Below are 13,886 nucleotides of genomic sequence, written 5' to 3'. Positions count from 1 at the left end.
CACCAGTTTATAGTCCTGATTATACCCCCTGGAACATTAAAAGATCATTTGGAGTTTTATCATGAAAAACCTTGTGCTGGCATCTTCATCACCCTATCGGCGAGAGCTGCTGCAGCGCTTGCGTATACCATTTGAAATTATTTCGCCCGACATTGACGAGCAGCCTCAACCGGCAGAACCACCTGAAGCGCTGGTCAAACGCCTCTCGCTGGAAAAGGCCATGGCTATCGCCCACCGTTTTGATAACCACCTGATTATTGGCTCAGATCAGATCGCAGTTAACGAAGGAAAACTGCTGACAAAACCGGGCAATTTTGACAACGCCTTTAAGCAGCTTCGCTCAGAGTCCGGCAAAAAGGTTCATTTCCTGACCGGCTTGGCATTGCTGGATAGCGCTACCCAACAAAGTCAGGTAGACATGGTGATAACAGAGGTTATCTTTCGCCAGTTAAGTGACACGGAGATCACTGAATACCTTGTAAATGATACCCCGTATAACTGTGCTGGCAGCTTCCGCAGTGAAGGACTGGGTATCACGCTGTTTGATGCTGTCTACAGTAGCGACCCCACCGCCTTGATTGGATTACCTCTGATCAGCCTGAATAAAATGCTGATGAGAAAATTAATGTAATACTTAAATAAATAATTACAACTTATTGTTTTTTATATTTTTTACAATCAGCTCAACATCTGAAAATTTATCCAGACACGCCAGCGGCCGATACTGACTCAATCGTCTCGAATCATGGGCGCCGTAGCTTACTCCTATACTTGACATTCCGGCATTGACAGCCATCGCCAAGTCATATTCTGTGTCGCCGATCATGATTGACTCCTCGGGAGAACACTCAAACTCTTTCATCAACTCAATCAGCATCAAAGGATGGGGCTTGCCTGCCGTTTCATCGGCGCAACGGGTGCCGTCAAAAAACCGGTCCAGCTGGCGGGCCTGCAATACCCTGTCTAGACCACGACGACTTTTACCGGTTGCAACAGTGAGCAGGTAGCCCTGGTCCTTGAGACGACACAGGGTTTCAGAAACCCCACTAAAAAAAGGTGATGGCTCACGATCTGCTTCGACAAAATGGCGGGAATAGCTGTCCCGCATGGCGTCAATCTGCTCACGCGCCATGCCGGGAAACAAGGTGGTCAATGCATCTACCATCCCCAGCCCCACTATATTGCGGGCATCCAGCTCGGAAGGGGGAGGCAAACCGACCGACTCCGCGGCACAACGAAGACAATAAACAATACGGGATAACGAATCACAGAGTGTGCCGTCCCAGTCGAAGATCAAAAGCTTGGGCACCGACAGTTACTCCAGGTTAGTTAATAAGGCGGCCAGATCACCGGGTAACGGCGATCGAATGTCAACAAGCTGACCATCGGGCAAACTGACTTCCAACTGCCCCGCATGCAGAAACATACGCCTCAGGCCTTTCTCCCGCATTTGGCGATTACACTCAACATCAGCATACTTTTCGTCCCCCGCCAGCGGGCAACCTGCGAACTGGCAATGGACACGAATTTGATGGGTACGCCCTGTTTCCAGAGCCACTTCGAGCAAAGTCGCGCCTCGATAGCGATGTAAAACCTGAAAATGCGTAACTGACGCCTTACCGTCCGGGTCCACCTTGACAACCCGCTCGCCCGACTTCAGCTCATTCTTACGCAATGGCGCGCTGATCCGTTTCATCCCTTTCGGCCAACTGCCACAGCACAACGCCTGATAGACCTTAACTACACGGCCGGCACGCATTTCATCCTGAAGGTGACGCAACATGGATCGCTTCTTCGCGATCATCAGGCAACCGGATGTCTCCCGATCCAGACGATGAACCAGCTCCAGAAACGGCGCAGAAGGCCGAGTAGCTCTCAACGATTCAATCAGGCCCAGACTGACACCACTGCCACCATGAACCGCCAACCCAGCTGGTTTATTGACCACCAGGAACGCGGTATCTTCGTAGACAATATTCTGCTCAAGTAACTGCTGCAACTTTGGGCTGGGACCTGCTGGCACATCGCGCTCCGCTACCCGAACAGGTGGAATTCGCACCGCATCACCGACCTGCAGACGATACTCTGCCTTGACCCGGGAACCGTTCACGCGCACTTCACCTTTGCGAAGGATTCTGTAGACTCGCGATTTCGGCACACCTTTCAATCTGCCCAACAGAAAATTATCTATTCGCTGACCGTCATGGTTCTCGTCAATTTTAACGAAGTGGACCCCTAAAGAGCCATTTTGTATTTCAGTCATAGGGTGAGCCCAGGAAAAGGAGATGAATTCTAGCAGTTAGCCCTGGCAGGAGCATCCATGAAGAAGAAAAAATCACTGATAATCATGCAATTAACCCAATTTTCACAGGACTGCAAATTGAAGAGAAAGACAATTACTGATATATTAACTCCGCGTTGAATCGGGCCCGAAATTAGTTCGGCAAAGACGACCGCCCTCACCAAGTCGATATTGGCAGGGTAGCCCCACTCAACGCGGCGAAAGCCCTTTTGATTTATTACGCCAGTTGTTCCGCAAACCAGCGAGGACAGCTGCCACAGAAAACCGCGCTGAATGCGCAGAGGTTACCACAGGATTTTTTGATCGATATATCGTTCACCAGGCATTGCCAGCCAGACATGTGCTATTTTCGCCTGCCAGTTGCCGGTTACATTAGCAAACTTTACCGCTCGGCTTTTGCCTCTTCGAACGAATAAGTGGCACCATAGCAATCAAGTTGAACACTCGATGGGAAAACCGGACAGAATCAGTGATTGATAAAACTAAAGTGTTTAAAAACAAAGGGTTATGACCTTATTTCTATCGCCTTCCTAAGTGTAGGTGGTATACACTGCTTTGCTATTTATCCAGTTATATTGCTCATTTTATAGTGGTGCTTCTGCTGCTCTTGACGGCGCAAGACAGTAGGATTCTTCAATGAAACGCATGCTTATCAACGCTTCCCAGCCAGAAGAGCTTCGGGTAGCACTGGTCGATGGACAACGTCTCTATGACCTCGACCTGGAAAACCGTACCAGAGAACAACGTAAAGCAAATATCTACAAAGGCAGAATAACCCGGGTTGAACCCAGCCTTGAGGCCGCCTTCGTGGATTATGGCGCAGAACGCCACGGCTTTCTTCCTCTGAAAGAAATCTCACGTGAATACTTTTCCAGAAAATCATCAGACGCCGATGGTCGCATCAAGATTCAGGATGTTATCAAGGAAGGTACTGAAGTCGTCATCCAGGTTGAAAAGGAAGAACGCGGCAATAAAGGGGCGGCATTAACCACGTTTATCAGCCTCGCAGGTCGATATATGGTCCTTATGCCGAACAACCCCAGAGCTGGTGGGATTTCGCGACGCATAGAAGGGGAAGAACGCTCAGAACTGAAATCCGCGATGCGAGACTTGCAAATTCCAAGCGGGGTAGGCGTTATTGTCCGCACAGCTGGAATCGGGCGTTCAGCCGAGGAGCTGCAATGGGATCTTGACTATCTGCTGCAACTTTGGGAAACCATTCAGGTCGAGGCCAGCAATTGCAAGGCCCCTCACTTTCTATTTCAGGAAAGCAACGTCATTATTCGTGCAGTTCGCGACTATTTGCGACAGGATATCGGCGAAGTCATCGTGGATAACCGGGAAGCCTACGAGCTGGCTTCGGCATTTATCAAACAGGTTATGCCCAACTTTCAGAGCCGGGTGAAATACTACGAAGATCCACTACCCCTATTCAATCGTTACCAAATTGAAAATCAGATAGAAACTGCCTTTGAGCGAGAAGTAAAGCTACCCTCCGGCGGCTCTATTGTGATTGATATCACCGAAGCGCTGGTATCTATTGATATCAACTCCTCCAGGGCAACGCGCGGCAGTGATATCGAAGAAACCGCGCTCCGCACCAACCTTGAAGCCGCCGATGAGATTACTCGTCAACTGCGACTTCGCGATATTGGCGGCCTGGTGGTTATTGACTTTATCGACATGGGGTCCACCAAAAACCAGCGCGATGTGGAAAATCGTATGCGCGACGCCCTTGAACTGGACCGTGCACGGGTACAAGTGGGTAAAATTTCTCGTTTTGGCTTGCTTGAAATGTCCCGTCAGCGGTTGCGGCCATCATTGGAAGAGACCACCTCGAAAGTCTGCCCACGCTGCCTTGGCCAGGGAACAATCCGGGGTACCCGCTCACTTGCCCTGTCTATTCTTCGCCTTGTTGAAGAAGAGGCTCAAAAAGAGTTCAGTGCAGAAATCCGGGCAATAACCCCAGTTTCAGTGGCGACCTTTCTGCTGAATGAAAAGCGTAAAGAAATTTTTGAGATCGAGAAACGTCACGGCTCGAAAATCATTATCCTTCCCAACGAGAACCTTGAAACACCACACTTCGAAGTGCAACGTATTCGGGAACAAGACGGTCTTGCCAGCGAGTATAGCTATCGTCTTACCAATACATTATCCGAGGATTTTGCCGCTCCGGAGAATGACCATGTCCAACCCGTCCCCCCGGCTTTACAACCGGCGGTCAAAACGCCAACGCCCTCTCAACCGGCGCCTGTACCTCTAGAAAAAATCACAAAAATTGTCGAAAAAACTGGCAAGCCCGGACTCTTGCGCCGTCTGGCCACCCTCCTCTTCGGTAAAACTGAAAAGCCAGTTGAACACGACAAACAGCCAGGTTCAAAAGAACGCGACAAAAACGATGGCCGCTCTCAAGGACGCAACCGTCGCCCTGATGCTCGCCGCAACAACCGCAATCGCAACAAACCAGGCGGCCAAAAGACCGATCAGCGCGATAGCGCCAATACGCCCGAGAACGGTGAAAGGAAAACCCGTCAGCCCCGGCAGAACCGCAAACCTCAGCAGGAAAAACAACCTGAGGTGGATACCGTAAAGACTGATCGGGAAGAGGAGACCACAAACACAAACAGCACCCGACCACCCCGCCGGGAGGGCGACAAACGACGCGCTCCTCGCCAACGTCGTCAACGCCAGGAAGTTCCAGCGGAACTACTCGCAGCTGTTGAGGCTCCGGTCGGTGAAACACTGCAGGCGGAACCATTAACCGACCTGACAAAAACCGCGACTCACACGGAAAAAAGCCCTTTGTCCAGCGATACTGACAAACCATCTAGGCAGTCAGATAAAGATTTGGCCGAGCCAACGGTTGCTAATGACACAACAATGGTGTCGGATCAGGCAGAAGCTAACAACCAGGGGCCATTAAATCTATCAGTGGATTCTGACAACACTGCAAATCACGAAAATGCTGAAATGCCCACGTCAGAAGTCACCACTGAGGTCGACGAACAGGCAGATGAGACAACGGACATTGGAGCAATCGACAAACCTGGTCAGCCTGCTGAGACAAACACAGAGGAAGAGAAAGACGGGGAGGCAGAACAGTCCAGAAAAAATACCGAAGCCCCCGATGTCAACGAGCCCCTTGCAAAAGCAGAGCCATCCTCCTCTGCTGCCGACATGGGAGCCGCCACCAGTGAAGAACCCCTCACCCCCTTGCACGATGCTGTTATTCCTGACACCGTAGATGAGGCTGTTTCTGAAACCACGGAGGAATCTGCACCTGAACTTACGGATGAATCTGCACCTGAGCTCATTGACAATGCTCAGAAGCAACCTGCTCGGGCCAGCAATGACCCGAGAGTTGCACCTCGACCCGTAGTAAAAATAGACATAGCTACTGACTCACGTAACAAGCCACTTCCACAGCCACTGGACACATCACAACCTTCTCCCGTTACTGTTAGCCCGGTTAATATTCCACGGGCAATCAATGATCCCCGATCACAAAACAGGGACAAGGAAACCGGATCCTCAGAAACGACAGCCATTGAAAAAGCAGTGGGGGCATCGAAAACTGAAACCGTTTAAAAGTGGTGGAATAGCTGTCGACGAGTGCAGTTTGGCCTTGTCTGCGGTTGAATCCGCTGTATAATCTGCCGCTATTTTGTGGCTTGGGTCAAGTTGACTTTGTTGCTTCCCGGGCACCAAGCCACAAGAACAATCACAGGAGGGATGGCTGAGCGGTTGAAAGCACCGGTCTTGAAAACCGGCGTAGGTTAATAGCCTACCCAGGGTTCGAATCCCTGTCCCTCCGCCAATTTTATAATGCCCTTGTCTGCAGGGGCTTTTTTTTGAAACATGAATAAACAAAAGGTTATGGTGATGGAAAGACCCGATATCAATCGCGGCGACTGGATTATTCTCAAACTATCTGAAGAAACAGAAGGTGTTGAAGCGCTCGTCTATAAAGTCCGTGAAGACGGTTCGCTCTTTGTTGGCTACCACCAAGGCAGTTTCAAGACTATGAAAGCCAGCGCAATTTGGGCTGAGACATACTGGCAGGTTGTGTAAGATAGAGAATCGCTTCTTTTGAGCTTAGTTTCCACTGAAAACTCCTCGTGACCGGTCAATCCAGTTCATCGCCCTTCTCTCCGCCCATTGTTCGTATTCCTCCACCTCCCCTGCAATCCCCGAGTCAGAGATCATGGATCTCTGTTTCCGGGTCAACTTCTGCTATCGTCTAACAAGATCCGACCACTTTTAGTAATCTGTGATACACAGAAATGATACTGGCTGCCAGAAAAATGAACTCTACCACCTACTTGCACCTGGTAATTTTCACTGCCTGTATATTTGTCGCCAGCTGCACAACTTCATCCACTGACACCAGCGTCAGCTCAACACAACCGGGAGAGTGGCATGGCCTTTTTATCGGTGATTTGGCAGAAAAACTGCCAACACCGGACTCTGTAACAGAGCTATCGGGAGGCGGGGAAATCTATCGTTGGACCCGAGCAGAAACAGTTGAAACTGCTTCCTACTCCAATTACAAACGGTCTGTACAGGCAACCTGTATTTTTCAGGTAACAACTGCAGCGGATACCACTGTCAAAAGTGTCGTTAATCGTGGTCACGAGCAAGTCTGCCAATATGTTATCGACAGATTGTAAGCCCAGGCTCTAAAAGCCGACTGGCGTAATTTGGCTTATTAAGGCCTGCGCCATCATGATTGTCATGTTTTCCAAACGGTGGTTATATGGAGACTGATCGACTTTCTGGGTCATGTAAAAGGAATACAGTCTCCAGCCATGAACATCAACCCACCGCGCAAATTTTACAACCAATGTTTGCCATGGCTGCTGTCGGGACTCACTCTTCTGATTGGCGGCACTGCCACTTTGGCTTACTGGCACCACTTTGAAAAACAACAACACCAAGCTGTCAATCTGAATTTCCAGGCAGAGTCTGAGCGGCTGGCAGCCACTATTTCGCAACAACTCAACAGCTATCAGGTGGTAATGCGCGGTGTACAGGGATTTTTCCAGGGTTCTGAACAAATCACCTACCCTGAATTTTCACGCTACATTGATTCGCTGGATATCACCAGGGATTTGAGGGGGGTTCATGGCATAGGCTTTGCTGCCCTAGTGACACGGAAGAACCTGGTGACACACCTCGCAACCGTACGCGGAGAGCTTCCAATAAATTACCAAATAACGCCTCCTGCCGGAAATCGAGATGAATTGGCCCCCATTATCTATATTGAACCATTGGAGGGTGATAACCTTGCCGCCTTGGGGTTTGATATTCTAAGCAATCCATTAGCTCGTGAAGCAGCCGAAATGGCCAGAGACACGGGTACTATCGTTATCACCAGTCCGTTGACACTGGCTCAGGATCAGTCAAAGCAGGATGGTCCAGGCTTCGTTATGTACCTGCCGGTGTACAAGCATGATCATAAACTGGCAACTCCTGAGGAACGTCGGGCAGCCCTACTGGGTTGGGTAGATGTGCCATTTCGGGTACAAGATCTGCTAACGGGCCTTGAACATCAGATGAATCCGGATATCGACATTGAAATCCACGACTTCTCGGCCCGCAATAGCCACACCCTCCTCTTTCATGGTGATGCCATTCCCCATCAGCAGCGAACAGTATTGGGCGAATGGCAGTATCAGCAGGAAATTAATATCGGCCACAGAAAATGGACATTGTTACTGAGCAGTACACCAGCATTTCGAGAAAAGGCCATATTTTCCAATCGTCCATGGGTGATTAGCACAACCGGTGGCACACTCAGCCTCCTATTGGCACTGTTGGTACTGATACTCAGCCAAAGCCGAAATCAGAATCAACGTCGAGCTTTACGTCTTGGCCATCTCTATCACGCACTGAGCCAGGTCAATCAGGCCATTGTCAGAATGGATTCTGAGGATAAACTATTTCCCCTTGTGTGCCAGATGGCAGTCAAGTTTGGTGGGATGAAAATGGCCTGGATCGGCCTGTTGGATGAAAACACCGCGGATATCATCCCCCTCACCAGCTACGGTAGCGAGGCCGATTACATTGATACCCTTCGCGCCTCGATTTGCAAGGATGTACCGGAGGGACAAGGCCCCACTGGCACGGCCATGCGCGAAAACCACCCTGTTGTCATTAATCACTATCTAACTGATCCAGGTACCAGGTCCTGGCATGAACGGGCCAGACAGTTTGGCTGGAAATCAGCGGCCGCTTTCCCCATACAACGACAGGGCAAGCCCTTTGCTGTGCTTAACGTCTATCACGGCAAACCTGCAGCCTTTGATGAAGATGCCATCAACCTACTCATGGAAATGAGCAGTGATATCAGTTTTGCATTGGATAATTTTGACCGGGAAACTCAAAGAACGGCCATGGAGACAGCCCTCGCTAAAAACGAGGCTACCATGAAAACCATAATGGAAAATATTGGCGCCTGCATCTATCTCAAGGATACCAAGGGGCACTATACCTTCGTGAATCAACAGATACTTGAGTTGTGGAGAGTTGAGAAATCAGAAGTCATCGGATTTGGAGATGATAAATTTTTTGACCCACACACAGTAAAGCGTATACAGGCAAATGATAGAAGGGTCTTTGAGCACGGGGAAATCATACAATGCGAAGAGACCGATACCGTTAAAACCAGTGGTGTGACCCGAATATTCTGGTCAATCAAGCTCCCCTTGCGGGATATCAACGGCCAGATCTATGCCCTGTGTGGCATATCAACAGATGTTACCGAACACCGTATAAAAGAGGAGAAAATACGCTATCTAAGTAATTACGACGCATTGACTGGCCTGCCAAACCGCACACTGCTGAATGAGAAAGCTCGTGTGGCTCTGGCAGCGGCAAAAGCGTCCGGCACGCAGGTATCGCTGCTTTTTATTGATCTCGATCGTTTCAGTATCATCAATGATTCCCTTGGCCACAGTGTTGGCGATGAGGTTCTGAAGCAACTTTCCCAGCGACTTACCGCAGAGTTGAATCTGAGTGCGACTCTCAGTAGAGCAGGAGGCGATGAGTTCTGTTTGCTATTGCCGGGTGTCGATACCAGTCAGGTCAAGAGAATTGCTCAAGAGTTACTGGATATCATTACCTACCCAGTGGATATCAAAGAACGTCGTCTTACCCTTACCGCCAGTATAGGTATTGCTTTTTTTCCTGATCACGGCAGTAATATTGAACGACTAATCCAATCCGCTGATGCCGCACTTGCCCAGGCTAAACAAAAAGGCTGCAATAACTATCAGATATTCAACGAAGTCATGCGTAGTGACGCCGACGAAACACTATTGATTGAAAATGAGTTACGGGAAGCCATTGGCAAACAACAACTGGCTCTCCACTATCAACCTCAGGTTGATATGCAATCCGGCAAAATCTTTGGCGTCGAAGCCCTGGTCAGATGGGAGCACCCTGAGATGGGCATGATCTATCCCGGTCGCTTTATCCCTATAGCAGAGGAAAGTGGTCTGATTGTTGATATCGGTAACTGGGTATTAGAAACCGCCGTCAGGCAACAGGCGGCCTGGTTATCTGAAGGGTTACCGCTCACGTCGATTGCGGTCAACCTTTCAGCAATACAAATCTACAAGGATGACTTCTCTCAAACGGTAGATAGCATACTTGAGAAATATCAACTGCCTCACGCAATGTTGGAGCTCGAGTTAACGGAGCGCATCGCAATGGAGCACTCAAGCAGGACCTTGATCACTCTGCATCAGTTACAGGCTCTGGGCATCACGCTTTCCATTGATGACTTCGGCACGGGTTATTCATCACTCAGTTATCTGAAAAGCTATCCGGTAAAAAAACTCAAAATTGATAAATCGTTTGTTGACGGACTGGGCAATAACGCAGAGGATCAGGCCATTGTGGTAGCCATTATCGGCATCGCAAAAGGATTGGGCTTTAAAACCGTGGCCGAGGGAGTGGAGACAAAAGAACAGTGGAAATTTCTGAAGGATCACGGTTGCGATGAATATCAGGGCTACTTTTTCAGTAAACCCGTAGCAGCAGAATTTATTCCCGCGTTGCTCACATCCACTTTAAAATAAATGGTTATCAAGGAGATGTGGCTACTGATTTCTACCAAAGCCGTTTACTCGTGCGCTTCCTGACAATGACCGCTGTGCGAATCGGGTTTCTGCCAAACCGGGACATTTTCAGGAAATCTTCATGGGCAATAGGCAGGTGTTGACTGTCTAGGCCACTGGCACTCTGTTCATCGGGATCCGGATCGGAATCATGCACATATAAACAATCCTCATCATACCCACTCATGGTCACCCAATGAGGGGCCTTTCTACCGTCGAGGCGATAGGTGCTGATCAGAATAATCGGTATGTTGCCTTTCTTGAATTCACTGATCAGATGAGAGTGATGGAAGTCTCTATAGCGGACTTTTATTTTTTCCTTTTTTGCCTGCAGAACAAAATCCTGGTGGACAAGCTCCAATACCCGTTTTTTATTTTCTCCTCTCACCCCATCAACAAACAAAGTAGTTTCCTTATTAATCCAGACCTCCACTGGATAATTCCGGTGAGTAGCGGCCAAAGCCAGACCGATCGGATGACAACCACCATGACCAGATGTCATGAAAATTGTGGTAGCTTCGCGCCAGATTTGCAGTTCTTCATGCTGGGTAGGTTGATATTTTTTTGACAGCCCTCTCATGGCCATCATCAATGCCGCCGGCCCACAGGTAAACGTCGTTGTTTGTTGTATCCAGGGAATGGCACGGTTTTCGGCAACCGGCGGCACTGTGCGAATACACTTTTGCATACGCAATGCATCATTGCTATTTTCGTAGTAATGACGATAAATACCAAAGGGTTGGTACCCCATGGACTCGTAGAGGGCGATTCCGGCTGTATTATCCACGCTCACTTCCAGGCGCAAGAATACCCTCCCGGCATCCTTGCTAATCTGTTCACCGGCCTCCATCAATGTCCTGGCAATACCTTTCCCGCGATATTCAGGATCAGTAGCAATTGAATAGAGTCGTGCCAGCGTTGTGCCTTTAAAGAAAATAATCAGGCTGTAACCGACAATAACATCGCCGTATTCCGCAACGATAAATGCGCAGTTTTCTGCCTGTATCCAATGCCGGAAGCTCCGGCGGCTTAACTGGTCAGTAGTGAAGCATTTATTTTCCAGACGCAGCAAGGCACCGAGATCCTCCTGGGAGACAGTGCGTATTGACAGTGGCAACTGATTCATGAAACTCCCACAAGCGCTTGATGAAGCACCTGCCTCGCCCGAAAAATTACGGCCTCACGCCAGTAGGCATCCAGGGGATAAAAATGTGCTTTCATATGCGTAGCCACTATCTCCTTTGAGTGGCAGGAGACACATTCAGAGCTGGACCAGATACTGGCTTCGTCAATGAGTGTATCAAAGAGTGCAGCAGTGCCCAGTGTGCCAAACTCCAACGTCACAAAGCAGCTCTTCGACCCCATAACCTGATGCCAGGCATAATCGAGCAGACCCAGTTTTGGCACGGAGCTGGACTTGCCTATCTCGGGCAGGCCACAACCGGGGCCAAACCATTCAATCGCTGTCATTAAGCCATCAGTGCCCAGTGGGTGGTCACAGATAACCTCACCGTAACCATAGGGGCCCAGACCAGTATGCACATCGACAACGGCCAAACGACGGTTGGCAAGCAAATAACGTCGAATCAGGGATTCAATCACCCCCCGACTAAATCCGGGACGTTGTCCGCCGTAAAATGGCCCGGCAGGGTCATTAAACTGGCCACCACTGAGCGCAATTTCGTAGGGGCGCTGGCCCACCCGCAGACAATAGTCCTGTAGGGCCTCGACTCTGGCGTCTCTATCGCGAATACCAAACAGAGGCTGTAGCTCCTCATACCCCGTATTTATCGGAAGCGGCTGACTGAAATCAATAAAATTCCGATTCACATCAATGCCCTGATCGTCACAACGACGATTATTGGCATACCCCCACGGGTTAAGCGCATTTATCATCAACATCGCCGTATGATCCGGAAGCGCTATGAGGCCATTGGCAACCATTTGCATCCAGTCAACCTGTACTGCAGTCCCGGTAAAACCTTCGATACCGTGTGTACCACCGATGACAACCAACACAGCTTTGGCATCCAGATCACCAATCCACCCGGTTTGACACAGTAGGTTATCCTGTGGAGAGAGTGTGAAATCGAGCCGTGTGAACGGCAGCGTCTGGGATAAAAGCGCCCTCTCCCACAGCTCGCACCCCTGACGGTAATGATCGGGGAAGCTTTGCAGCGAAAAGTATTGGAGGGTGGATTGAAACGGCATAATAGTACCTGGAACGGATCTCGATCATAGCCTCAATCCATATTATGGGTAAGTCACTCGGCCCCTTTTAGCTAAAATAAACATCGTCCAGTTTCTTCTGAACCCTGACCACCCTCACGGGTCAAACCAGCTTAGCCAAACAAATCAACGGGCAAACCCCATGATACAAAAAATTATTCTTCTGGTTTTATTGGCTGGAGTGCTCCCCGCAACCTACGCCGATACGGAAAAGGCCCTCTTTGCGGGTGGCTGCTTCTGGTGCATGGAGCCACCCTTCGACAAACTGGATGGTGTGATCAGCACCGTCTCGGGTTATGCGGGGGGGGAAACCGAGAACCCCACCTACGAGGAGGTCACAAGTGGGAAAACCGGTCATTTCGAGGTGGTTGAAGTCACCTACGACCCAAAAACGGTCAGCTATGAGACGTTGCTGAAAATCTTCTGGACAAATATTGACCCGGAGAATGGTAAGGGTCAGTTTTGTGACCGGGGAAGCCAGTATCTCAGTGCTATCTTCTACCTGAATGACGAACAAAGGGCCGCCGCCCGGAACAGTATAAGCGCATTAATCGACAGCAACATTCTGAACGATCCGATTGCCACCCGAATTCTACCGGCCAGTAAATTTTACCCCGCCGAGGAGTATCACCAGAACTACTATCTGAAAAATCCTGCACGTTATCGTTATTACCGAAATGGATGTGGCCGCGATACGCGACTAAAGCGTCTCTGGAATAACGTGGAGCTTCCCTTCTGAGAACCTGAGAACCTGAGAACCTGAGAACCTGAGAACCTGAGAACCTGAGAACCTGAGAACCTGAGAACCTGAGAACATTGAGCCCGGCATCCTGAGTAGGTAGTAAAGGTCGTTAACCGGATCTGATGACGGCAATCATGCCTTTTTTCCATCTATTTCATGATTGGGATCATACATCCTAACATCATAAATTTGACCCATATCATGGGGAGATTCATTAATTCCGCTTAACCTCAGCAGCTATTCCAATTGTCACCTGTGAGTCAGCCGGCAAATGCAAGTTGCGACAACAACCAACAATCTGTTCTGCCCTCACTCTGATATTGAGGCAGAATTTTTCAAATCCCTGGTCAGTTGTCCCAAGGAACAACTGAGGAAGCGGCGCACGTCAATCTCGCCGATTGCGCTGAATATTTATATTCCGAGCAATGCCAATAGCACTTATCCCGGACTCGTCAGCAGGGAGATCGAGCTTATTCAGCCAGTCTTCAGA

General features: G+C 49.5%; 10 protein-coding genes and 1 tRNA gene. 7 read left to right on the top strand and 4 right to left on the bottom strand.

Annotated features, from left to right (window positions below):
- Nucleotides 1-61: 61 nt before the first annotated feature.
- On the top strand, nucleotides 62-631 hold the full coding sequence (locus tag U740_RS08230) for a Maf family protein (RefSeq protein WP_036860145.1): 570 nt from the start codon (nucleotides 62-64) through the stop codon (nucleotides 629-631).
- A gap of 15 nt (nucleotides 632-646) precedes the next feature.
- Here U740_RS08230 and U740_RS08225 read toward each other — a convergent pair whose 3' ends face one another.
- Nucleotides 647-1,309, bottom strand: a complete 663-nt coding sequence (locus U740_RS08225) for an HAD family hydrolase (RefSeq protein ID WP_051921312.1) — start codon at nucleotides 1,307-1,309, stop codon at nucleotides 647-649.
- 6 nt (nucleotides 1,310-1,315) lie between these two features.
- Entirely contained in the window at nucleotides 1,316-2,263 is a 948-nt protein-coding gene (rluC, locus tag U740_RS08220; protein ID WP_036860143.1) for a 23S rRNA pseudouridine(955/2504/2580) synthase RluC, read from the bottom strand.
- A 675-nt stretch (nucleotides 2,264-2,938) separates the two neighbouring features.
- Here rluC and rne point away from each other — a divergent pair.
- The 5 genes from rne to U740_RS08195 all read left to right on the top strand — a co-directional run bounded on the left by rne (nucleotide 2,939) and on the right by U740_RS08195 (nucleotide 10,386).
- Entirely contained in the window at nucleotides 2,939-5,890 is a 2,952-nt protein-coding gene (gene rne / locus U740_RS08215; RefSeq protein WP_036860142.1) for a ribonuclease E, read from the top strand.
- A 138-nt stretch (nucleotides 5,891-6,028) separates the two neighbouring features.
- Nucleotides 6,029-6,119: transfer RNA gene (locus U740_RS08210), tRNA-Ser, on the top strand.
- Between the two features lie 41 nt (nucleotides 6,120-6,160).
- Nucleotides 6,161-6,373: a hypothetical protein gene (locus U740_RS08205; RefSeq protein ID WP_036860141.1), complete on the top strand. Its 213-nt coding sequence runs from the start codon at nucleotides 6,161-6,163 to the stop codon at nucleotides 6,371-6,373.
- A gap of 233 nt (nucleotides 6,374-6,606) precedes the next feature.
- Nucleotides 6,607-6,972 carry a hypothetical protein gene (locus tag U740_RS08200; RefSeq protein ID WP_152556813.1) on the top strand — a complete coding sequence of 122 codons (366 nt, stop codon included), beginning with the start codon at nucleotides 6,607-6,609 and terminating at the stop codon, nucleotides 6,970-6,972.
- Nucleotides 6,973-7,110: 138 nt separating this feature from the next.
- On the top strand, nucleotides 7,111-10,386 hold the full coding sequence (locus U740_RS08195) for an EAL domain-containing protein (protein WP_051921310.1): 3,276 nt from the start codon (nucleotides 7,111-7,113) through the stop codon (nucleotides 10,384-10,386).
- Between the two features lie 31 nt (nucleotides 10,387-10,417).
- On the opposite strand, the gene U740_RS08190 is transcribed toward U740_RS08195, so the two are convergent.
- Together U740_RS08190 and U740_RS08185 are read right to left on the bottom strand one after the other, a co-directional pair.
- Nucleotides 10,418-11,551, bottom strand: a complete 1,134-nt coding sequence (locus U740_RS08190) for a GNAT family N-acetyltransferase/peptidase C39 family protein (protein WP_051921308.1) — start codon at nucleotides 11,549-11,551, stop codon at nucleotides 10,418-10,420.
- The gene (locus tag U740_RS08185; protein ID WP_036860139.1) at nucleotides 11,548-12,636 is read right to left on the bottom strand and encodes a DUF2817 domain-containing protein; all 1,089 of its coding nucleotides are present in this window, start codon (nucleotides 12,634-12,636) and stop codon (nucleotides 11,548-11,550) included. The genes U740_RS08190 and U740_RS08185 overlap by 4 nt, the downstream gene beginning before the upstream one ends.
- Nucleotides 12,637-12,796: 160 nt before the next feature.
- On the opposite strand from U740_RS08185, the gene msrA reads away from it, so the two are divergent.
- Nucleotides 12,797-13,393 carry a peptide-methionine (S)-S-oxide reductase MsrA gene (gene msrA, locus U740_RS08180; RefSeq protein ID WP_036860138.1) on the top strand — a complete coding sequence of 199 codons (597 nt, stop codon included), beginning with the start codon at nucleotides 12,797-12,799 and terminating at the stop codon, nucleotides 13,391-13,393.
- The last annotated feature ends 493 nt before the right edge of the window (nucleotides 13,394-13,886 follow it).

This window comes from Porticoccus hydrocarbonoclasticus MCTG13d (assembly GCF_000744735.1).
GTDB classification, from domain to species: Bacteria; Pseudomonadota; Gammaproteobacteria; order Pseudomonadales; family Porticoccaceae; genus Porticoccus; species Porticoccus hydrocarbonoclasticus.
The sequence above is the reverse complement of the archived record's forward strand: the minus strand, read 5'-3'. Positions and strand labels throughout refer to the sequence as shown.